Annotated in this window: 23 protein-coding genes and 1 tRNA gene; 9 read left to right on the top strand and 15 right to left on the bottom strand. The window is 71.2% G+C overall.

The features are described 5' to 3' along the window. The first annotated feature begins 49 nt into the window (after nucleotides 1-49). The gene (locus PX701_RS04630) at nucleotides 50-799 is read left to right on the top strand and encodes an RNase H family protein (protein WP_275505627.1); all 750 of its coding nucleotides are present in this window, start codon (nucleotides 50-52) and stop codon (nucleotides 797-799) included. Between the two features lie 27 nt (nucleotides 800-826). Here PX701_RS04630 and pth read toward each other — a convergent pair whose 3' ends face one another. From pth to PX701_RS04610, 4 genes are all read right to left on the bottom strand, one after another. Next, nucleotides 827-1,408 (bottom strand): aminoacyl-tRNA hydrolase, encoded by a 582-nt coding sequence (pth, locus tag PX701_RS04625; RefSeq protein WP_231430360.1) that lies wholly within the window; start codon nucleotides 1,406-1,408, stop codon nucleotides 827-829. Nucleotides 1,409-1,506: 98 nt separating this feature from the next. Beyond that, nucleotides 1,507-2,271, bottom strand: coding sequence for a hypothetical protein (locus PX701_RS04620; protein WP_275505626.1), 765 nt, complete (start codon nucleotides 2,269-2,271; stop codon nucleotides 1,507-1,509). Beyond that, entirely contained in the window at nucleotides 2,268-2,837 is a 570-nt protein-coding gene (locus PX701_RS04615; RefSeq protein WP_231430358.1) for a DUF6114 domain-containing protein, read from the bottom strand. Before PX701_RS04615 ends, PX701_RS04620 begins: the two co-directional genes overlap by 4 nt. Before the next feature lie 116 nt (nucleotides 2,838-2,953). Beyond that, the gene (locus tag PX701_RS04610) at nucleotides 2,954-3,547 is read right to left on the bottom strand and encodes a DUF6230 family protein (RefSeq protein ID WP_231430357.1); all 594 of its coding nucleotides are present in this window, start codon (nucleotides 3,545-3,547) and stop codon (nucleotides 2,954-2,956) included. Nucleotides 3,548-3,705: 158 nt separating this feature from the next. On the opposite strand from PX701_RS04610, the gene PX701_RS04605 reads away from it, so the two are divergent. Next, entirely contained in the window at nucleotides 3,706-4,344 is a 639-nt protein-coding gene (locus PX701_RS04605; RefSeq protein WP_231430356.1) for a TetR/AcrR family transcriptional regulator, read from the top strand. A 120-nt stretch (nucleotides 4,345-4,464) separates the two neighbouring features. Here PX701_RS04605 and PX701_RS04600 read toward each other — a convergent pair whose 3' ends face one another. Further along, a complete protein-coding gene (locus PX701_RS04600) occupies nucleotides 4,465-5,088 on the bottom strand; it encodes a 50S ribosomal protein L25/general stress protein Ctc (protein WP_231430355.1) in 624 nt (207 codons plus the stop codon). Between the two features lie 364 nt (nucleotides 5,089-5,452). Between PX701_RS04600 and gndA the strand changes: the two genes are divergently transcribed. From gndA to PX701_RS04580, 4 genes are all read left to right on the top strand, one after another. Continuing rightward, nucleotides 5,453-6,865 (top strand): NADP-dependent phosphogluconate dehydrogenase, encoded by a 1,413-nt coding sequence (gene gndA, locus PX701_RS04595; RefSeq protein ID WP_275505755.1) that lies wholly within the window; start codon nucleotides 5,453-5,455, stop codon nucleotides 6,863-6,865. Between the two features lie 122 nt (nucleotides 6,866-6,987). Then, nucleotides 6,988-7,341, top strand: coding sequence for a YidH family protein (locus PX701_RS04590; RefSeq protein WP_231430354.1), 354 nt, complete (start codon nucleotides 6,988-6,990; stop codon nucleotides 7,339-7,341). Continuing rightward, nucleotides 7,338-7,661 carry a DUF202 domain-containing protein gene (locus PX701_RS04585; protein WP_231430353.1) on the top strand — a complete coding sequence of 108 codons (324 nt, stop codon included), beginning with the start codon at nucleotides 7,338-7,340 and terminating at the stop codon, nucleotides 7,659-7,661. Before PX701_RS04590 ends, PX701_RS04585 begins: the two co-directional genes overlap by 4 nt. Beyond that, nucleotides 7,658-8,020 (top strand): hypothetical protein, encoded by a 363-nt coding sequence (locus PX701_RS04580; protein ID WP_231430352.1) that lies wholly within the window; start codon nucleotides 7,658-7,660, stop codon nucleotides 8,018-8,020. Before PX701_RS04585 ends, PX701_RS04580 begins: the two co-directional genes overlap by 4 nt. 16 nt (nucleotides 8,021-8,036) lie before the next feature. On the opposite strand, the gene PX701_RS04575 is transcribed toward PX701_RS04580, so the two are convergent. Beyond that, on the bottom strand, nucleotides 8,037-9,134 hold the full coding sequence (locus PX701_RS04575; protein ID WP_275505625.1) for a DUF998 domain-containing protein: 1,098 nt from the start codon (nucleotides 9,132-9,134) through the stop codon (nucleotides 8,037-8,039). A 199-nt stretch (nucleotides 9,135-9,333) separates the two neighbouring features. On the opposite strand from PX701_RS04575, the gene PX701_RS04570 reads away from it, so the two are divergent. Next, nucleotides 9,334-9,687 carry a VOC family protein gene (locus tag PX701_RS04570; protein WP_275505624.1) on the top strand — a complete coding sequence of 118 codons (354 nt, stop codon included), beginning with the start codon at nucleotides 9,334-9,336 and terminating at the stop codon, nucleotides 9,685-9,687. A 22-nt stretch (nucleotides 9,688-9,709) separates the two neighbouring features. Here PX701_RS04570 and PX701_RS04565 read toward each other — a convergent pair whose 3' ends face one another. From PX701_RS04565 to PX701_RS04545, 5 genes are all read right to left on the bottom strand, one after another. Further along, nucleotides 9,710-10,210: a hypothetical protein gene (locus PX701_RS04565; RefSeq protein WP_275505623.1), complete on the bottom strand. Its 501-nt coding sequence runs from the start codon at nucleotides 10,208-10,210 to the stop codon at nucleotides 9,710-9,712. A gap of 10 nt (nucleotides 10,211-10,220) precedes the next feature. Beyond that, complete coding sequence (locus PX701_RS04560; protein ID WP_275505622.1) at nucleotides 10,221-11,924, bottom strand: long-chain-fatty-acid--CoA ligase; 1,704 nt, start codon at nucleotides 11,922-11,924, stop codon at nucleotides 10,221-10,223. A 2-nt stretch (nucleotides 11,925-11,926) separates the two neighbouring features. Continuing rightward, a complete protein-coding gene (locus PX701_RS04555) occupies nucleotides 11,927-12,961 on the bottom strand; it encodes a ribose-phosphate diphosphokinase (protein ID WP_231430347.1) in 1,035 nt (344 codons plus the stop codon). A gap of 14 nt (nucleotides 12,962-12,975) precedes the next feature. Beyond that, a complete protein-coding gene (gene glmU, locus PX701_RS04550; protein ID WP_231430346.1) occupies nucleotides 12,976-14,415 on the bottom strand; it encodes a bifunctional UDP-N-acetylglucosamine diphosphorylase/glucosamine-1-phosphate N-acetyltransferase GlmU in 1,440 nt (479 codons plus the stop codon). Between the two features lie 79 nt (nucleotides 14,416-14,494). Continuing rightward, nucleotides 14,495-14,566: transfer RNA gene (locus tag PX701_RS04545), tRNA-Gln, on the bottom strand. A 137-nt stretch (nucleotides 14,567-14,703) separates the two neighbouring features. On the opposite strand from PX701_RS04545, the gene PX701_RS04540 reads away from it, so the two are divergent. Continuing rightward, complete coding sequence (locus PX701_RS04540; protein ID WP_231430345.1) at nucleotides 14,704-15,201, top strand: MarR family winged helix-turn-helix transcriptional regulator; 498 nt, start codon at nucleotides 14,704-14,706, stop codon at nucleotides 15,199-15,201. Nucleotides 15,202-15,238: 37 nt separating this feature from the next. Here PX701_RS04540 and PX701_RS04535 read toward each other — a convergent pair whose 3' ends face one another. After that, a complete protein-coding gene (locus PX701_RS04535; RefSeq protein ID WP_231430344.1) occupies nucleotides 15,239-15,703 on the bottom strand; it encodes a hypothetical protein in 465 nt (154 codons plus the stop codon). A gap of 277 nt (nucleotides 15,704-15,980) precedes the next feature. Between PX701_RS04535 and PX701_RS04530 the strand changes: the two genes are divergently transcribed. Beyond that, on the top strand, nucleotides 15,981-17,495 hold the full coding sequence (locus PX701_RS04530; protein ID WP_275505621.1) for an HNH endonuclease signature motif containing protein: 1,515 nt from the start codon (nucleotides 15,981-15,983) through the stop codon (nucleotides 17,493-17,495). Nucleotides 17,496-17,753: 258 nt separating this feature from the next. On the opposite strand, the gene PX701_RS04525 is transcribed toward PX701_RS04530, so the two are convergent. From PX701_RS04525 to PX701_RS04515, 3 genes are all read right to left on the bottom strand, one after another. After that, complete coding sequence (locus PX701_RS04525) at nucleotides 17,754-18,413, bottom strand: methionine ABC transporter permease (RefSeq protein ID WP_275505620.1); 660 nt, start codon at nucleotides 18,411-18,413, stop codon at nucleotides 17,754-17,756. Continuing rightward, nucleotides 18,413-19,441: a methionine ABC transporter ATP-binding protein gene (locus tag PX701_RS04520; RefSeq protein ID WP_231430339.1), complete on the bottom strand. Its 1,029-nt coding sequence runs from the start codon at nucleotides 19,439-19,441 to the stop codon at nucleotides 18,413-18,415. Before PX701_RS04520 ends, PX701_RS04525 begins: the two co-directional genes overlap by 1 nt. 121 nt (nucleotides 19,442-19,562) lie before the next feature. Next, on the bottom strand, nucleotides 19,563-20,471 hold the full coding sequence (locus PX701_RS04515) for a MetQ/NlpA family ABC transporter substrate-binding protein (RefSeq protein ID WP_275505619.1): 909 nt from the start codon (nucleotides 20,469-20,471) through the stop codon (nucleotides 19,563-19,565). Between the last annotated feature and the right edge of the window lie 62 nt (nucleotides 20,472-20,533).

Genomic DNA, 20,533 nt, shown 5'->3' with positions numbered 1-20,533 from the left:
TCGGCCCGGGCCGATACGATTGCCCCGCCCCGACGGAAGGACCCACCGCATGATCATCGCCGCCGCAGACGGATCGGCCCTCGGCAATCCCGGCCCCGCCGGGTGGGCCTGGTACGTCGCCGACGACTGCTGGGCGGCCGGCGGGTGGAAGCACAGCACGAACAACGTCGGCGAGCTCACCGCGGTGCTCGAGCTCTTCCGCGCGACCGCCCACCTCGACGACGAGCTGCTCGTGCAGTGCGACAGCCAGTACGTCATCAACTCGGTGACGAAGTGGATGCCGGGGTGGAAGCGCAAGGGCTGGCGCAAGGCCGACGGCAAGCCGGTCATGAACGTCGAGATCCTGAAGGAGATCGACGCCGCCATCGCCGGGCGCCGCTATCGCTTCGAGTGGGTGAAGGGCCATGTCGGCCATCCGATGAACGAGGCCGCCGACGAGCGGGCCCGCGCCGCCGCCGAGGCCTTCCGCAGCGGCCTCCCGGTGCCCGCAGGACCCGGTTGGTCGGGCGCGTGCGAGAGCGATGCCGCGGTCGCGACCGCCGTGGTCGAGGGGCTGCCGGCGGCCGGGGCCGACGACGGATCGGTGGTTCCGGCCCGGGCCGATGCGTCCGCCGCCGTCGAGACCGCGCCGCACGACGACCGGTCGCCGGCCGACGCGACGCTCTTCGACTTCGACGACCCGACCGCCGACTGGCTCACGATGACGCTCGACCTCACGGTCGACGAGCACTCGCGACTCGTCGAGCGCGCCCGAGCCGCGGGCACGAGCCCCGAGGAGTTCCTCCGCGGGCTGATCTGAGCGAACCGGCGCCCGCGCCCGTCGCCCTCAGCTCGGCGAGTGGAACCGCTGCTGCGCGGCGAGCAGCCCGTCGCTCGCGACCGCCTCGACGGCGTCCGCGGCGTCCGAGATCAGGTTCGGCAGCGCCTGCCGCTCGGTGCCGGAGAAGTCCTTGAGCACGAAGTCCGCCGGGTCCTGCCGGCCGGGCGGGCGGCCGATCCCGACCCGCACCCTGACGAACTCGGGCCCCTGCGACTTCGCGATGTCGCGCAGTCCGTTGTGGCCGCCGTGCCCGCCGCCCTGCTTGAGCTTCACCGTGTCGAACGGCAGGTCGAGCTCGTCGTGCACGACGATGATGCGCTCGGGCGGCACCCCGTAGAACTTCACGAGCGCCGACACCGGCCCGCCAGAGGTGTTCATGTACGAGTTGGGCTTGGCCACGACGAGTTTCGGGCCTCCGGGGCGCACGAATCCCTCGGCGACGCGCGAGGGGGTCTTGTGGCTCTTGAACGCCGCGCCGAGGCGCGTCGCGAGCTCGTCGGCGACCATCTGGCCGACGTTGTGGCGGTTGCCGGCGTACTGCGCGCCGGGGTTGCCGAGTCCGACGACGAGCCAGGTGTTCTCGGCCATGCCGTCGTCCTCTCGTGCGCGCGCCCGCCTGAACCACGCCATCCGTGCTCCGCCCGGGTCGAATCAGGGCCGCTCCGGCCCGCAACGAGCGTACCCGCTCAGAACGTCGCCTGATGCGAGTCGTCGTACGTGATGCGGTCGGCGAGCATGCCGCGCAGCGGCAGCCTCAGGCGGGTGAGGCCGGCGAGCCGCTCGGGCGTCGGCGCGGTGAGCGTGTCGATGAGCCGCTCGGTTCCGTCGGCGAGGATGCCGCGGATCGACGGGGTGTAGACGACGACGTTCCCCTCGATCGTGAGGGTCGTCGCGGTGTTGCGGAGGCCGCCGTCGCCGGCCGGCACGTCGAGCTGGAACCCGTCGATCACGATGCGGTCGGCGCTGATCCGGATCGCCCGCTCGGTCGACCCGTCGGCGAGCTTCACCGAGACGATCGCGAGCCCCGAGAGCCCCTCGATCGCGAGGCCGTCGGCCGAGAGGGTCGCCGGGTCGCCGGTGAACACGGGCGCATCCTCGTCGAGGGGTGCGAGCACCGGGGTCTTCGGAGTCGGGGATGCCCCGGGCTCGCCGCCGGGCACGACCGGGCCGGGCGTTGCCGGCGGATCGGTGGGCACGGGCGTGGGCGTCGGTTCGGGAGCCGGGGTCGGCTCGGGGGTGGGCGTCGGCTCGGGCGTGGGCGTCGGCTCGGGCGTCGGGTCGTCGCACTCGCCGAGTCCGAAGAACTGCTCGAGCGGCGTCGGCTCCGGGCAGCCGTCGGTCGCCGAGGCGCGCAGGCCGGGCGTCGCCGAGGCGCCCTGCGCGGTACCCGTGACGAGCAGCAGCGCGAGCGCGGCGATCGCGCCCGCGCGCAGGCGGCGCGCGCGGCTCATTCGGCGTCCTCCGAGGCGTCGGCGGGCGAATCGGCGGAGCCGCCGGCGTCCGCGTCGGGGGCCGCGTCCGTCGCGGCCGGGTCGTCCACGCCGTCGACGCGTTCACGCCGCGGAGCCCATGAGACGACCATGATGCCGCCGACGCAGCCGAGGAGGAACCCCACGAAGAAGCCGCCGAGGTTCACCGCGACGAGCGAGTACACCGAGGCGGCGAGCACGATCACGCCGTAGAAGATGCGGTGGGCGGGCATCGCGACGGCGAGCACGCCTGCGAGGGCGACGACGATCGGCAGGATCGTCGCCTGCATGCCCTCGATGCCGACGTGGATCGTGAGGTTGCCGAGGTCGAGCTGGCTCGACAGGAACAGCGCGGCTCCCGCGAGCACCGTGATGATGCCGCCGATGAGCGGGCGGGATCGGTACCACGCGCCGAATCCGCCCGGGCGGGCTGCATCGTCGCGATCCGATCGGTCGTCGTCGTCGCGCGTCGTCGCTCCGAGGGCGGCGAGCACGTCGGTGCCGGCGGTCTCCTCGAGGTCGGTCTGCTGGTCGTGGGTCGCGGGCATCGGTGACTCCTTCGTCGTGTGCTGGCGCGTCGTGGTGCTGGCTGTGAGGGTCGCGGGGCGGGTGTCGTCGGGTCGCACCCGCCCCGCGGGTCATCCGGCGTCGCGGCCGGCGCGGCTCAGAAGCATTCCTTGCCGTTGGTCAGCTGCAGGTGCAGCCCGTTGAGCGTGAACACCCCCGCCTGCGTGCTCCAGGCGGTCTGCTTGAGCCCGGCGATCTTGATCGTGTCGGCGTCCTGGGCGAAGCCGCCGGCCTCGCCCTTCGCCGGGGTCTTGACCGTCGAGGCATCCACGCCGATGCGGATGTTGCCGAACGTGGCGTCTCCCTGCAGGTCGGTGAGCCCGATCTGCAGGTCGCTCGCGGTGGCGGGCTTGCCGCCGCCGCCCGCCGAGATCAGCATGCCGAGCTTGCCGAGCGGCGTGTCGGTGACGACCGACTGGCAGAGGTCGGAGAGCGAGGCCTCGCCGATGTTCGAGATCGCGACGGGGTGCGGTGTGCCGTTCTTCTCGGCGGCCACACCGGCGTACTGCGAGAACGCGCTGCCGTCGAGCGAGGACGCCGCGATCTTGAACTGGCTGCCCGAGACGGCGAACGAGACCGGCACGGCGCCGTTCGCGACACCGGCCATGACGAGACTGGCTGCGACGCCGACCGGCACCGCGGCGATCGCGACCCGGCCGAGGCGCGAGCCAGTGAGTGAGCGGAACTTCATGGATCCTCCTTGATGCACTGAAGCGGGCGGCGGTTTCGCCGCCACGCCGACTGTACGGAGGCTATTGACTTGTCGTCAACAGTTGTTCACTCGAAGTCAATAACGATCGGGTCACCGAGGTCCCGCCCGGTGCGCACCGGCGCCGTTAGGCTCGGAGCATGGCCGCCCGAGTCGACGAGATCCCCGCATCGCGGCGGGCACGGCTCTCGCCCGACGAACGTCGCGCCCAACTCATCGCACTCGGCGTCGCCGCCCTCGCCGAGCACCCGCTCGGCGAGCTCAACATCGAGCGCCTCGCCGCCGATGCGGGCGTCTCGCGGGCGCTCCTGTTCCACTACTTCGGCTCCCGCCACGGCTTCCAGCGCGAGCTCGTGAAGACGGCGCGCGACAGCATGCTGCTCGCCACCGAACCCGACCAGTCGCTCGCCCCCCTCCCCCGGCTCACCGACACCCTGCGTCGCACCGTCGGGTTCGTGCGCGCGCACGGCGGCACGTTCTTCTCGCTCGTGCGCGGCCCCGCGAGCGGCGACCCGCAGATCCGCGAGGTCGTCGAGCAGGCGCGCGTGCTGCAGACCGAGCGCGTCGTCGTGCTCTTCCGCGAGCTCGGCGTCGAGCCGTCGTCGAAGCTCCGCATCGGACTGCGCGGCTGGCTCGCGTTCACCGAACAGGCGCTCGTCGACGCGGCGCTCGCCGACGAGCTCGGCGACGACGAGATCGTCGAGCTGCTCGAGCACGCGCTGCGCGGCATCGCCTCGGAGATCGCGCCCGAGGCGTCGCGCGTGCTGTTCGAAGCCTGACCGCGCACCACCCGCCGTTCTCGTCTTCCCGGAGGCGGAGGGCGCCGGGACGACGAAGGCCCGCCGGCGACCTTCCGGTCGCGGGCGGGCCCTCGTGAGCGCGGCGTACGCGCGGCGCGATTACTCGGCGGCAGCCTCTTCGGCGGGCGCCTCGGCCTCGGCCTCCGCCTCGGCGGCGGGAGCGGCCTCTTCACCGAGGTCGACCTTCTGCGGCGTGTGCACGTTGACGACGAGCGCCTCGGCGTCGGTCAGGAGCGTCGCGCCCTTGGGCAGCTCGACGTCCTTCGCGTGGATCTGCGTGCCCTCCTCGAGGCCCTCGACCGAGACGACGACGTTCTCGGGGATGTGGGTCGCCTCGACCTCGAGCGAGAGGGTGTGGTGGTCGAGGTCCGCGACGGTGCCCGCGGCCGACTCGCCCTCGAGGTGCACGGGCACCTCGACCTGGACCTTCTCGCCCTTCTTCACGACGATGAGGTCGAGGTGCTCGATGATCTGGTGCACCGGGTCCTTCTGCACGTCCTTGACGAGCACGAGCTGGCTCTTGCCGCCGACCTGCAGGTCGAGCACGGCGTTCGCCTTGCGGATGAGCAGGCCCACCTGGTGCGCGGGCACGGTGACGTGCTGCGGGTCGGTGCCGTGGCCGTAGATGACCGCGGGGATCTTGCCGGCGGCACGGATCTTGCGGGCCGCACCCTTGCCGAAGCTCTCGCGAGCCTCGGCGATGACCTTGTTGTCGTCGTCCATGATGTTCTCCTTGCGGGGCCGGGCGCTTCGCCCTGACGGCCCAGATCGTGTGTCTGTTGTTTTCGACTCGAACGCGCGCAGCGTGCTGCGCAGAGCGTGAGGAAAAGCCGTGGAGCCTGCCCCTACCGCGTCGATCACGGATGCCTCGCCCGCCGTTCGCACGGCGACGCGGCGTCCCTCGCCGAAGTCCAATCGGCAAGTCTACCAGCCCGGACGACGGCCACGAGGCATCCACCTCACCGCAACACCGTGCAACCGTGAGGCCGGCTCACAGTACGCTGGAAGCCGACCCCACACCTTCTCGAGGAGAAACTCCGTGCCTGTCACCCCTTCAGCAAACATCGGCGTCGTCGGACTCGCGGTCATGGGGTCGAACCTCGCCCGCAACCTCGCGAGCCGCGAGGGCAACACGGTCGCCGTGTTCAACCGCTCGCCCGAGCGCACCCGCACGCTCGTCGCCGAGCACCCCGAGGCCGAGTTCGTCGCGAGCGAGTCGTACGACGACTTCGTCGCGTCGCTCGTCAAGCCGCGCACCGCGATCATCATGGTCCAGGCGGGCAAGGGCACCGACGCGGTCATCTCCGAGCTGGCCGCGCGCTTCGAGCCGGGCGACATCATCGTCGACGGCGGCAACGCGAACTTCCACGACACGATCCGCCGCGAGGCGGAGATCTCCCCCACCGGCATCCACTTCGTCGGCACCGGCATCTCGGGCGGCGAGGAGGGCGCGCTCAACGGACCCTCGATCATGCCCGGCGGCACGGCCCAGTCGTACGAGACGCTCGGACCGATCCTCGCGTCGATCGCCGCCCGCGCCCCTGAAGACGGCGCACCCTGCGTCACGCACGTCGGCACCGACGGGGCCGGCCACTTCGTGAAGATGGTGCACAACGGCATCGAGTACGCCGACATGCAGCTCATCGCCGAGGCCTACGACCTCATCCGCCAGGCCACCGGCAAGACGCCCGCGGAGATCGCCGACATCTTCGCCGAGTGGAACACCGGCGAGCTCGAGAGCTACCTCATCGAGATCACGGCCGAGGTGCTGCGTCAGGTCGACGCCGAGACGGGCGAGCCGCTCGTCGACGTCATCCTCGACTCGGCCGGCGCGAAGGGCACCGGCGCATGGACGGTGCAGAACGCGCTCGACCTCGGCGTGCCCGTCTCCGGCATCGCCGAAGCCGTGTTCGCGCGCAGTCTCTCGTCGCAGCGCGGCCAGCGCGCGGCGGCGACCGACCTGCCCGGCCCGTCGGGCGCGTTCACGGTCGCCGACCCCGACGCGTTCATCGAGGACGTGCGCCAGGCGCTCTACGCCTCGAAGATCATCGCCTACTCGCAGGGCTTCGACGAGATCATCGCCGGTGCCGCGCAGTTCGGCTGGGACGTCAAGAAGGGCGACATCGCCCGCATCTGGCGCGCCGGCTGCATCATCCGCGCCCGCTTCCTCAACCGCATCGCCGACGCCTACGCCGAGAACCCCGAGCTCGTCGCGCTCGTCGTCGCCCCGTACTTCCGCGACGCCGTCACGGGCGCGCAGGAGGCCTGGCGGCGCGTCGTCGTCGCGGCCGCGCAGTCGGGCATCCCGGCGCCCGCGTTCAGCTCGTCGCTCGCGTACTACGACGGCCTGCGCGCCGAGCGCCTGCCCGCCGCGCTCGTGCAGGGCCAGCGCGACTTCTTCGGCGCGCACACCTACCAGCGCGTCGACAAGCCCGGCGTCTTCCACACGCTGTGGTCGGGCGACCGCACCGAGATCGAGACCACGCCCTCGTCGCACTGACGACACGAGGCATCCACGGATGCCTCGGACCCGAGATGCCCGCTCCCGCATGGAAGCGGGCATCTCGCGTCTCATGCGTCCGCCGCTCCTCGGCCCGGCGCAGTCGCGGTTAGGCTCGACGCATGGCCGAACCGAAGTGGCGCAGCGAGGGCCACGACCCCGACTACCGCTTCACGCTCGCGAACGAGCGCACGTTCCTCGCCTGGATCCGCACCGCGCTCGCCCTCATCGCCGGCGGCGTGCTGCTGCACGAGTTCGCGGCGAACGTCGGCCCCGGCCCCGTCATCACGCTGCTCGCCGTCCTGCTCGGCCTCGCGGCGGCGGCCCTCGCACTGCTCTCGTACTTCCGGTGGCGCAGCAACGAGATCGCGATGCGCCACGGCGGCCGCCTCGGCTACAGCTGGGCGCTTCCCGTGCTCGCGGGCGTCTGCCTCATCGCGGCGGTCGTCCTCACCGTCTTCCTGGCCCTGCCATGAGCGACCAGGCCGCCCGCGATCCCGGGCTGCAACCGGAGCGGACCTCGCTGTCGTGGAGCCGCACGGCGCTCATCGTCGCCGTGAACGCCCTGCTCGCCCTCCGAACCGGCTTCGTCGAAGGCGAGGACTGGCTCGTGGTCGCGGGTGTCGTGCTCGTCGGCGCAGCGGCCGCCGTCGCCGCGGTCGGCACGGTCCGGCGGCGGCAGCTCGATGCCGGGCGGTTCGCGCCGCCCGCATCGCTCATCGTCGCGATCGCGGCCGTGACGGTCGTGGCCGCAGCCGCCGGCATCGGTTCGATCCTCGGCAGGAGCCTGCCATGACCGACGACCACCCCGAGCTCGACGACCGGCCGCACGACGACGGGCCGGTCTACGGCGGGCGCCGGCGCCGGGCGCTGCGCATCACCGTGCTCATCGCGCTCGGCGCCCTCGTGCTGCCCCTCGTGCTCTCGCTCGTCGGCCAGGCGCAGTCGGCCGCGGCCCGCGCCTGCGCCGTCTACGTCGAGCGGTTCGACATCGAGGCCGAGGGCTCGCAGGTGTCGTTCGAGCTGTTCGGCGCGGGCGGGCCCGGTTGGCAGTGCTCCGCCATCGCGCCCGGCGGCGTCGCGACGCCGCTCGCGAATCTCGGGCTGCTGCCGTCGGCACCGACGCCGGTGCAGCCCGACGAGCGCGGGACGTGATCGGGCGCCCCGGTCGTCAGAGCGCGTTCGTCGCGGGATCGGGATCCGGCGAGGGATCGCCCGGGTTGCGGAGGAACACGATCACCCAGCTGAACACGAGCACCGCGACCACGAGCTCGACGGCGGTGAGGTTGTAGTAGCCGTTGATGAAGAACACCGCCATGACCACGATCACGGCGACGTCCACGTAGCCGAGGATCACGAACGGGCGAGGCGCCGACGGCAGCCACCGATGCAGCGCGAGCACGAGCACGGTGAACACGATCGCCATGCCGGTCGCGGCGAGATTGTGCGCCTGGAGGTACTCATCGACCGGGAAGACGCCGACGCACGCGAGCAGGATGCCGAGCAGGGCGAGCAGTGCGGTGACCTTGCGACGCCCCTTCACCTCCTTCGGCGTCACGGCCGTGATCGACGCGACGGCGTAGTGCGCGATCGTGGTGACGAGCACGCCCGCGATGATGAGCGTCAGGTTGAACGCGAGCGCCGAGATGTCGTCGGTCATGCCGAGCGAGCTCAGGTTCATCTTCCACCAGTACGGGTCTGAGGCGCTCAGCATGCTCGCGAGCGCCCCGAGCACGAGGAAGACGGCGAGCACGAGCGACAGCAGCAACGGGTTCATGTGCACCGACGAGAGGAATACCGCATAGGCGGTGAGCGCGACGGCGACGCCAGTGAGCGCCGCAGCCGGCACTGCGAACACGACGGCGTCGACGAAGCTCAGGCTGAGCACGGAGGCCAGGCCGGTCCAGCCGAGCAGCACGACGACGGCGTGCGCGATGGCCAGGGCCGCGACGTCGAACCAGCGCAGGCGCCCGCGCAGCTCGGTCGGGTCGTCGCCGCTCGTCGCTGAGCCCGTCGAGCGGGAGGCGCGGGTCGCGACGACGGCTCGCCCGAAGACGAAGACGGCCGCCGCCACGACGGCCGCGGTGATCGCGATCGCCTGACCGAGCGACCCCGGCCCGGAGATCGGCAGCTCACTGTCGCGGTAGAGCAGCCACGAGACGGGTGCGACGACGACGAACACCGCGCCGGCGATCAGGAGTGCCACGGATTCGAGCGACTGGGTGTTCGCGGCCGGGTGGCGCAGCAACCTGGTGATCGACGTGGACATCGCACTCCCTCACCTCGGCGCCCGGGAGCTCGATCGAGCGATCCGTCCCGGTCGTTCGCGGCGGCCCGCCGTGGGCCTCAGCCGCAACCTAGCACCCCCGCGAACACGTGCCCGAGAGCCCCGATCGAGCGTCGCGAAACGGGCTGGCGTGCGGAGCGTCGTCGAAGTATCTTGATATCAAGATACTTCGGAGGTCGGCATGCTGCATCACGTCCAACTCGCCTGTCCGCCCGACAGCGAGAGGGCGCTCCGCGACTTCTACACCGGCGTGCTCGGCTTCGCCGAGCTCGAGAAACCGGCCGCCCTCGCCGCGCGCGGCGGGTGCTGGTTCCGAGGGCACGGCATCGAGCTGCACCTCGGCGTCGAACCCGAATTCAGGCCCGCGACCAAGGCGCACCCGGGCCTGCTCGTGACCCGCCTCGACGAGTGGGCGGTCCGACTGCAGGGCGCCGGCTATCCCGTGCGGTTCGACGACGACTTCCCGGGGATGCGCCGCTTCTACAGCGAGGACTGCCATGGCAACCGGCTCGAGTTCCTCGAGCCGGTCGGCTGAGCGCCGGTCGTCGCCCTCCGCCTCACTCCGCGGGGTCGTCGGGGAAGACCCGCTTGTACTTGCGGCCGTCGGACAGCTCGACGGTGCGCGCCTCGAGCTGTCCGCGGTTCACCCGCTGGTAGATCGCCTGCGCCGTGACCCCGAGCTTCGCCGCCGCCTCGGCGACCGAGAGCCCCGGCAGGTCGGTCGGCACGCTCGACGGTCGCTCGCGCTTACGGCGCCGGCTGGCCTCCTGGCGTTCGGCGATCGCAGCGTCGTCGCCGGCCCAGCGGTACTTGGCGGCCGAGGGACTCAGCCCCGCGGCGTCGGCGATCTCCTCCCACCCGGTGCCGGCGGCGACGGCCTCACGCACGGCAGCCAGCACGGCCGGCTCGGCTTCGAGGGCGGACACGAGCGTGCGGATGCCTCGGAGCCGCTCGAGCGGCGAGGCATCCCCCTCGTCGTCGCCGTCGCCCGTGGTGAGCGCGTCGAGGGTCGCGAGCTCGGCGAGCGCCCTCGCGGTCTCGGCGGAGAGGAACGACACGGCGCCCTGCTCAGCCGTTGATGAGGCCGTTGCGCACCTCGCGGCGCAGCACCTTGCCGATGAGCGAGCGCGGCAGGTCGTCGGCCTGCACGATGCGCTTGGGCACCTTGTAGGGCGTCAGCCCGTCGCGCGCGAAGTCGCGGAGCGCGCGCTCGTCGAACACGGCGCCGTCGCGCAGGACGACGACCGCGACGACCTGCTCGCCCGAATGCTCGTCGGGCAGGCCGACGACGGCGGCGTCCTCGACGTCGTCGTGCGCGCGCAGGGCCTCCTCGACCTCGCTCGGCGACACGTTGAAGCCGCCAGTGATGATCAGCTCCTTGATGCGGTCGACGATGCGCACGAAGCCCTCGTCGTCGATCGCGACGATGTCGCCCGTGCGGAACCAGGGCGCACCGCCGGCGGGGTCGTCGACGAACACGGCCTCGGTCTCGTCGGGCTTCAGCCAGTAGCCCGAGAACACCTGCGGGCCGCGCACGACGAGCTCGCCCTCCGCGCCGGGCGCGACATCGGTCATGGGGTCGTCGGGGTCGACGACGCGGCACTCGGTCGACGGCAGCGGCAGGCCGACCGTTCCGGCCCTGCGGTTCTGCGCGACCGGGTTCGCCATGAGCACCGGCGAGCACTCGGAGAGTCCGTAGCCCTCCACCAGGAAGCCGCCGGTCGCCGCCTCCCAGGGCTCGACGACCTCGGCCGAGAGCGGCATGGCGCCGGAGATCGCGATCTGGATGCCGTCGAGCGACACCCCGGCGGCCGCGGCCGCCTTGGTGAGCCGGTCGTAGATGGGCGGCACCGCGGGCAGGAACGTGGCGGGCCGCTTCTTGACGACCTTGAGCACGAGCTCGGGGTCGAACTTGGGGAACAGCACGAGGCGCGCGCCCATGCTCATCGCGAACGTGAGGCACAGCGTCAGTCCGTAGGCGTGGAACATCGGCAGCACCGCGTAGACGACCGCACTGCCGCGCGGCACGTCGGGCACCCAGGCGCGCGCCTGCGCCGCATTGACCTCGAGGTTGGCGTGCGTGAGGGTCGCGCCCTTCGGGCTGCCGGTCGTGCCGCTCGTGTACTGGATGAGGGCGACGTCGTCGACGCCCGGCGCGATGATGTGCGGGTCGATCGGCGCCGAGGAGGCGAGGTCCTCCCAGCGGATCGCGCCGCGCACCTTCGTCGTGAGCGCCGCACGAGACTCGCGGGCCTTCGCGATCGGCAGGCGAAGCATCGCCCGCATCGCGAACGGCATCGCCCGGGTCACGTCGACCGAGATCAGGTGCGGCACCGCGACGTCGTCGGGGAAGGCCTGGATCGTCTCGACGACGTTGCTCCAGGCGATCGCGACGCGGGCGCCGTGGTCCTCGAACTGATGGCGCAGCTCGCGCGGCGTGTAGAGCGGGTTGTGCTCGACGACGATCGCGCCGAGCCGCAGTACCGCGTAGAACGCGACGATGTGCTGCGGGCAGTTCGGCAGCACGAGGGCGACCGGGTCGCCCTTCTGCACGCCGAGCAGGCGGAGCCCTTCGGCGACGCGCTCGATCTCATCGCCGAGTTCGCGGTACGTCATCGTGCGCTCGAAGAACTCGAGCGCGACGTGGTCGGGGTACTGCTCGACCGACGCGCGGATCAGGTCGTAGAGCGAGCCTTCGGGCGTCTCGACCTCATCGGGCACGCCGTCGGCATAGCTCGCGACCCACGGCCGGCCGGGAAGGGCCGAGCGCACGATCAGGCCTCGCCGTTGAACATGCTCGTGACCGAGCCGTCTTCGAACACCTCGCGGATCGCGCGGCCGAGCAGCGGTGCGATCGGCAGGATCGTGAGGCCGGCCCAGCGTCGCTCGGGCGGGAGCGGAATCGTGTCGGTCACGACGACCTGGTCGATCGCCGGGTCCTGCAGGCGCTCGGTCGCGGGGTCGCTGAAGATCGGGTGCGTCGCCGCGACGATGACCTTCTCGGCGCCGTTCTCCTTCAGGGCCTGCGCGGCCTTCACGATCGTGCCGCCGGTGTCGATCATGTCGTCGACGAGCAGGCACACGCGGCCCTCGACGTTGCCGACGATCTCGTGGACGGTGACCTGGTTGGCGACCTTCGGGTCGCGGCGCTTGTGGATGATCGCGAGCGGAGCGCCGAGCTCGTCGGCCCACGTGTCGGCGACGCGGACGCGACCCATGTCGGGCGAGACCACCGTGAGCTTGGTGCGGTCGTCGGCCGACAGGCTCTCTTGGAAGTGGCGCAGCAGCACCGGCTTCGCGAAGAGGTGGTCGACGGGGCCGTCGAAGAAGCCCTGGATCTGCGCGGCGTGCAGGTCGACGCTCATGATGCGGTCGGCCCCCGCCGTCTTCAGCAGGTCGGCGACGAGGCGCGCCGAGATCGGCTCGCGGCCGCGACCCTTCTTGTCCTGCCGGGAGTACGGGAAGTACGGGGCGACGACGGTGATGCGCTTCGCCGAGGCGCGCTTCAGCGCGTCGAGCATGATGAGCAGCTCCATGAGCCACTCGTTGACGGGCGGGCCGAACGACTGCACCACGAAGACGTCGCACCCGCGGACCGACACCTCGAAGCGGGTGTAGATCTCACCGCTCGCGAACGTGCGGTGCTCGGTCGGGGCGAGTTCGGTGCCGAGCGTCGCGGCGACCTGTGCGGCGAGCGCGGGATCGCTGCGACCCGACACGACGACGAGTCGCTTCTTGGTCTTCGCCTGCAGCCCCGGTGCGATGTTGTTCTCTCGGTCGAGGTCAACGACCTTCTTCTTGCGCCCCATGGTTCGCCTTCTGCTCACTCGCCTCGTTCGACGGACCGCGCCTCGGCGGCGACACGAGCCGCCTCCGTACCGGGCCGATGTTCTTCGACCCACCCCTCGATGTTGCGCTGAGGGGCGACGCTGAGGGCCAGTGCCCCCGCGGGAACGTCCTTCCGGACGATCGCGCCTGCGCCGGTCTTCGCTCCGGGACCAAGCCTAACGGGCGCGACGAGCACGGTGTGCGAACTCGTGTGCACCTCGTCGGCGATCTCGGTGCGGTGCTTGTTGACGTCGTCGTAGTTCGCGGTGATCGTGCCGGCGCCGAGGTTCACGCCGCGGCCGATGGTCGCGTCGCCGACGTACGAGAGGTGCGGCACCTTGCTGCCCTCGCCGATCGTCGTGTTCTTCGACTCGACGAACGCCCCGATCTTGCCGTCGGCGCCGAGCACCGTGCCGGGGCGCAGGTACGACCACGGGCCGACGGTCGCGCCGGCGCCGATCACGGCGAGCGTGGCGTCGGTGCGCTTCACGTGGGCGCCGGCACCGACCTCGCAGTCGACGAGGGTCGAGTCGGGACCCACGATCGCGCCGGTCTCGATGAGGGTCGCCCCCTTGAGCTGGGTGCCGGGGCGGATCGTCACGTCGGGTTCGATCTTCACGGCCAGGTCGATCCACGTCGTCGCGGGGTCGTCGATCGTGACGCCGGCGAGCTGCCAGCCGCGAACGATGAGCGCGTTGAGCCGTGCCGCGGTCTCCGACAGCTGTGCGCGGTCGTTGACGCCCGCGACGAGCCACGGCTCGGACACGGGCACGGCCTCGACTTCCGAGCCCGCCGCGCGGAGCAGCCCGATGACGTCGGTCAGGTACTTCTCGCCCTGCGCGTTGTCGGTCGTGAGGTTCGCGAGCTGGTCGCGCAGCGCCGAGGCGCCGAAGGCGTAGATGCCGGCGTTGATCTCGGCGATCGCCCGCTCGGCCTCGCTGGCGTCCTTCTGCTCCACGATGCGGTCGAAGGCACCCGAGTCGCCGCGCACGATGCGACCGTAGCCCGTGGGGTCGTCGTAGACGGCCGAGAGCACGGACGCGGCGGAGGCCGTGCCGCGGTGCTGCTCGAGGAACCCGGCGAGGGTGTCGGCGTCGAGCAGCGGCACGTCGCCGTTCAGGACGAGCACGTCGCCGTCGAAGTCGTCGGGCAGGGCGGCGACGGCGAGCTCCACGGCGCGGCCGGTACCGTCGACCTCGTCCTGGTCGACGATGACGATGCCCGGGAACTCGGCCTCGACGGCGGCGGCGACGCGGTCGCGCTCGTGCCGCACGACGGCGAGCACGTGCGCCGCGTCGAGCGCCTTCGCCGTGGCGAGCACGTGGCCGACGAGCGGCGTGCCCGCGATCGGGTGCAGCATCTTCGGCAGGGACGACTTCATGCGGGTGCCCTGGCCGGCGGCGAGGACGATGATCGCGAGGTTCTGGTCGGTCATTCGGGCTTCCTGTCGGTTGCTGGCGGATGTCTCGGCGTCGGCCGCGGTGTCACGGGTAACCCGATCGCGGCCGGGCGGGCTCCGCCACCAGGATTCGAACCTGGTCCTCACAGCTCCAAAGGCTGTCGTGCTGCCGTTACACCATGGCGGAACGCGCGGGCGGCTCGGCTCGCGCGACATCAAGTCTGCCATGGCGGCCGGGGCCCGAACGGCGCCGGCCGCGGCCGTCAGAACGCCCGCCGAGGCATCCGCACCGGCTGACGCCCCGACCGGCGGGATAATGGCGAGGTGAGAGATGCTGACGAGGTCGACCGGATCGTCGACGACTGGGAGCGGGAGCGCCCCGATCTCGACTTCGCCCCGCTGCAGGTGCTCTCGCGGGTCGCGCGGCTCTCGAAGCACCTCGATCGCGCCCGCCGCCAGGCGTTCGCCCGGTCCGAGCTCGAGGCCAGCGAGTTCGACGTGCTCTCGGCGCTGCGCCGTGCCGGGGCGCCGTACCGGCTCTCCCCCAAGCAGTTGCTGCAGCAGACGCTCGTGTCGAGCGGCACGATGACGAACCGCATCGACCGGCTCGTCGAGCGCGGGCTGGTCACCCGCCAGACCGACCCCAACGACGGCCGCGGCATCCTCGTCGAGATGAGCCCCGCGGGGCTCACCCGTGTCGACGCCGCGATCACCCGGCTGGTCGACGCCGAGGCCGAGCTGCTGGCGCGACTGCCCGCGGCCGAGCAGAAGCGGCTCGCGGGCCTCCTGCGCAAGCTCAGCCTCGGGTTCGACGCGGGCTGAGCGCAGTCCGCCGGCGCCCTCGCCCGGAGGCACCCGGTCAGGCGTCGTCGTCGCGCGCGAACCAGCGGACGCCGCCGTCGTGCACGATGAACTGCGACCACACCTCGACGTGCTCGTTCCGGCAGGCCGCTGCCAGTCCGCACGCCCATTCGCGGTCGACAGGAGTGCTCCGCTCGGGACCGCGGCGCTCCCAGGCGAAGGCGACCCGCGTCGCCCCGATGAAGTCGCAGACGTACGCCACGCGGTTCGCCAGCAGCTGCGCGGCGGTGCCCTCGGGGGTCGGCCCGTCGGGGGCACCGGGGTAGTCGGCCATCGGCATCATGAGCAACTGGTAGCCCTCGTCATCGAAGAAGAGCGTCCACAATTGACGGCGGAACGCCCGCTGGATGAGCTCCTCGACCCGGTCCTGCAGTGCAGCGTCGGTCATCACGGGTACGTCGGGCAGATGCGGGTCGGTGCTGCACTGGCTCGTCGGTTCGGTGTCGGCGTCTCGGTCGGTCATGCGTCGATCCTGCGGGCGCGCCGGGGTGGTGCCGCCCGCGACGGCCCGATTCGTGACGGATGCCGCGGAGCAGCGCCTGTGGAGGATGGGTCGTGCGCCCGACTCCTCGGCGCATGCTCGAGGTGCCGTCTGCCGGGTGGGCCCTGGGCGGACCGGCGTCTCGCACCGACGTCCGGCCGCGTCCCGGGCCCGAACGTTCGCATTCGCAGCGCGTCGCGGCCGCGCATTCACTCGGCGAAACACTCGAACATTCATTCGAATCTTGATACGATGGGGCATGGCCTTCGACGAGCACACCACCTCCGTTCCCGGAGGACTCGCGGTGCCCGTCGCGCCGTCACCCGCAGCGTTCCCACCCCCCTCCGAGATGTCCCCGTTCGCTCGTGCGCAAGAGGGCCTCGCCGTCCTCGTCGACGCCGCCGTGCGAGCGCAACGCATCGAGGCGATGCATCGCGCCATGCACATCGACGTGATCGCGATGACCGTCGCCTTCGCACTGCGCCATGCCGGCGCATTCGTGTCGGCGTCGCTGTCGCCCGCGCGTCGCGACGAGATGGCGCGCCGCAGCGTCGTGGCCGAACTCGCGGCCGCGCTGCGAACCCCAGAGCGCACGATGCAGCGCGAGATCGACGAAGCGTGGGTGCTGTCGAACCAGCTGCCGGCCACCCTGTCGGCGCTGCGACGCGGCGAACTCACGATGCAGCACGCTCGGGTCATCGTCGGCGCCGGCTGCGATCTCGCCGACCGGCCGCGCGTGCGTGCCGAGCTCGACGAGCGCCTCGCCGCGCTCGGGGCCGACCTCACTGCGGCGAAACTGCGGGGCAAAGCCCGCCGACTTCGTGAAGAGCTCCTCGCCGAGACGACGTCAGAACGGCATCGGGCCGCCCGCGAGACCCGGCGAGTCGAATTCGAGCCCGCCACCGACGGCATGGCCTGGCTGCACGTGCTCCTGCCGGCGGCCGATGCGTTGAGCATCTTCGTGCGGCTCGACGACGCCGCACACACCGCCGCCGGCGCCGACGTCAGGGGCGTGAGCGGTCGGGTTGGCGGCGCCGGCCGCGGTGATGAAGACCGCAACCACGAGCAACTTCGCGCCGACTTCGCCGGCGACCTCCTCCGTTTCGGCCTTCTCCCCGCTGGCGACCGCGGAGCGGAGGCGATCGCGTCGGCGCGTGCGACGGTGCATGTCACCGTTCCGGTTTTCACGCTCATGGGGCTCGACGAGACGCCGGGGCACCTCGACGGCTACGGGCCGATCGACGCCGACACCGCACGACGCCTCACCGCGACCGCTCCCTCGTTCACCCGGTTGCTCACGCACCCCGTGACGGGCGCGGTGCTCGATGTCGACCGTGCGAGCTACCGACCGCCGGCCGACCTGCGCCGCTGGCTGCGGGTGCGAGACGGCACCTGCCGCTTCCCCGGCTGCAACAGGCCGGCGGGTCGCAGCGAGATCGATCACACCCGCGACTACGCCGACGGCAATCCGACCGCGCACGACAACCTCGCGCACCTCTGCGCCGGGCATCATCACCTGAAACACGAGACGGCCTGGTCGGTCGTGCACCGTGGCGGCGGCATCCTCGAGTGGCGCTCGTCTTCGGGGCGGGTCTACGCGACCCATCCGGCCGAACCGATACCGACGACACCACGGCCGGCCGATGACCGCGATCACCGTGATTGCCGCGATCACCGCGAGCCAACCGTGCCGGGTCGGGTTGCCGACGACGCATCGCGCCGGCCGAACGTCGAGCCGGACGGCGATGAGTACCCACCGAACGCGCCGTTCTGACCAGTCCCATCGACGCCACCGGGCCGATCACTGCACCGGGCCGATCACCACACCGGGCTGAGCACCGCAGGGCGCGCCACAGATCACACTGAACCGATCACCACGAGCCGATCATCACACCGGGTGATGACCGCAGAGCGCACCAGAGACCGCACCGGGTGAAGACCGCAGAGCGCAGATCACCGCCGAGCGCCGACGAACGGCGCCCACGACCGCCCGCGACCGCTGCGAACGAACGACTCGACGCCGTCCGAGCCGCTACCGGCGCATCACCTTGCGGGCGAGCCAGTTGCCGAGGAACTGCAGCGCCTGCACGAAGACCACGATGAGCAGGAGCGCGGCCCACGTGATCGCCGGCTCGAACTGGCGGTAGCCGTAGACGAGCGCGAAGTTGCCGAGCCCGCCGCCGCCGATGAACCCCGCCATCGCGGTCATGTCGACGATCGCGACGACGATGAACGTGTACCCGAGGATGAGCGGTCCGAGCGCCTCGGGGATGACGACCGTGCGCAGGATCCTGACCGGCCCGGCGCCCATCGCCCGTGCCGCCTCGATGACGCCCGGCGACACGGTGACGAGGTTCTGCTCGACGATGCGCGAGATCGCGAACGATGCCGCGATCGAGAGGGAGAAGCTCATGGCGTCGTTGCCGATGCCGATGCCGATCACGTAGCGGGCGAGCGGCTGCACGGCGGCGATGAAGATGATGAACGGGATCGGGCGGAAGAAGTTGATGACGACGTTGAGCACGTTGTAGACGATCGGGTTCGGCATGAGGCCGCCCGCACGCGACGCGTAGAGCACGATGCCGAGCACGAGCCCGATCGCGCCGCCGATGAGCAGCGTCAGTGCGACCATGTACAGCGTCTCGAAGGCGGCGGTCCAGAAATCGGGGCCGAGCTCGAACAGGCGATCCATCAGCGGGCCTCCGTCACTTCCGCGCGCGACGCGATCGAGGCGAGCACGCTGTCGATGGAGGCATCCGCCCCCCTGATCGCGAGCGTCAGGTGGCCGAACGCTCGCCCCTGGATGTCGTTGATGCCGCCGTAGACGAGCTCGAAGTCGAGCCCCGCGTTCGCGAGCTCGACGAAGACCTGTGCCTGCGAGGCGTCGCTGTCGCGGAACGAGATCGTGACGATGCGGCCCTCGTGGCGCTCGCGCAGCACCGCGAGCTCGGCGGGCGACGGCACGCCCTTCACGACCGTCGCAACGAACCGCTGCGACGACGCGTTCCGCGGCCTCGAGAACACGTCGAAGACCTCGCCGTTCTCGATCACGCGGCCGCCGTCCATGACGGCGACCTTCGTCGCGATCGACTGGATGACGTCCATCTCGTGGGTGATCACGATGATCGTGACGCCGAACTCGCGATTGACGCGCTTGAGGAGTTCGAGCACCTCCTGCGTCGTGTCGGGATCGAGTGCGCTCGTCGCCTCGTCGGCGAGCAGCAGCCGTGGCGACGTCGCGAGCGCCCGGGCGATGCCGACGCGCTGCTTCTGGCCGCCCGAGAGCTGGTCGGGGAACGCCTTCGCCTTCTCGGCGAGCCCGACGAACTCGAGCAGTTCGGCGACCCGGGGCTCGATCTCGGCCTTCGACCACCCGGCCACCTTGAGCGGGTAGGCGATGTTGCCGGCGACGGTCTTCGCGCCGAACAGGTTGAACTGCTGGAAGATCATGCCGATGCCGAGGCGGATGCCGCGCAGTTCGCGTTCGGGAAGGCCCACGATCTCGCGGCCGTCGATCTCGATCGATCCGGCGGTGGCGGGCTCGAGCGCGTTCACGAGCCGGAGCAGGGTCGACTTGCCCGCTCCCGAATAGCCGATGATGCCGTAGACGTCGCCCGGCTCGATGTCGAGGGTGACGTCGTCGACGGCGACGATCTCAGCCCCGTCACGACCTTGGGGCGGATACGCCTTGGTGACGTTCTTCAGCGCGACGAGCGCCATGGTGGTTCTCCTCCTGGGCTTGTGGCCCGCATGGAACGCCGCAGGCGGTGGGCACTGATTCGGCGCCCACCGCCCGCGGCGATCGTCGTCCCCGTCGGGAGACGAGCAGACGAGCAGACGATCAGCCCGAGTGCGCCTCGGTGTCGGCCTGGACCTTCGCGAGCGAGTCCTCGAGGTCGGCGACCGGAGTGGTCGCCGGCACACCCGTGCCGCCCGAGGCCTCGATGAGGCCGGCCTGCACGTCGGGGTCGGTCTGGAAGATCTCGACGAGCTTCTTGTACGTCGCGTTGTCCTTGTCCTCGGCGCGGGTCGCGAAGATGTTGACGTAGGGCAGCGCGTTCGGGTCGGTCGGGTCGTCCTTCGCGATCGCGTCCTCGAACTTCAGCCCGGCGTCCTCGACGAAGTCGTTGTTGATGACGGCGGCGGCCACGTCGGGCAGCGAGGTCGGGGTGAGGGCCGCGTCGAGCGCGGTGACCTTCACCTTCGACTTCGCCTCGTCGATGTCGGCGAGATCGCTGAAGATCGTGCCGCCGCTCTTCAGCTCGACGAGGCCGGCCGACTGCAGCACGAGCAGCGCGCGGGCCTGGTTCGACTCGTCGTTCGGCACGGCGACGGTCTCGCCCTTCTCGATGTCGTCGACCGACTCGTATTTCGTCGAGTAGAGGCCGAGCGGGTAGATCGCCGTCGCGCCGATCGGTGCCAGGTCCTCACCGGCCGACACGTTGTAGTCGGCGAGGTAGACGATGTGCTGGAACTGGTTGAGGTCGAGCTCGCCCTCGGTCGTCGCGGGGTTCGGCTGCGCGTAGTCGGTGAAGTTCACGATCTCGATCCTGATGCCCTCGTCGGCCGCGGCCTTCTCGAACGCGTCCCACTGGGGGTCGCCCGCGCCGACCACGCCGATCTTCACGACGTCGTCGGAGCCGGCCTCGGCGCCGGCGGCGCCGTTCGAGGCGCAGGCCGCGAGCGTGGCGACGAGGGGCACCGCGGCGAGCGCGGCGATGACTGAGGTGATGCGGGTACGGCGTGACATGGGGTTCCTCTCTCGGTGGGCGCACGCGAACGAGGGCCTGATCGGCTGGGTGCCGGCATGGC

Source organism: Agromyces chromiiresistens (assembly GCF_029167465.1).
In the GTDB taxonomy this organism is placed as follows: domain Bacteria; phylum Actinomycetota; class Actinomycetes; order Actinomycetales; family Microbacteriaceae; genus Agromyces; species Agromyces chromiiresistens.
This window is presented reverse-complemented; position numbering and strand designations above follow the sequence as displayed.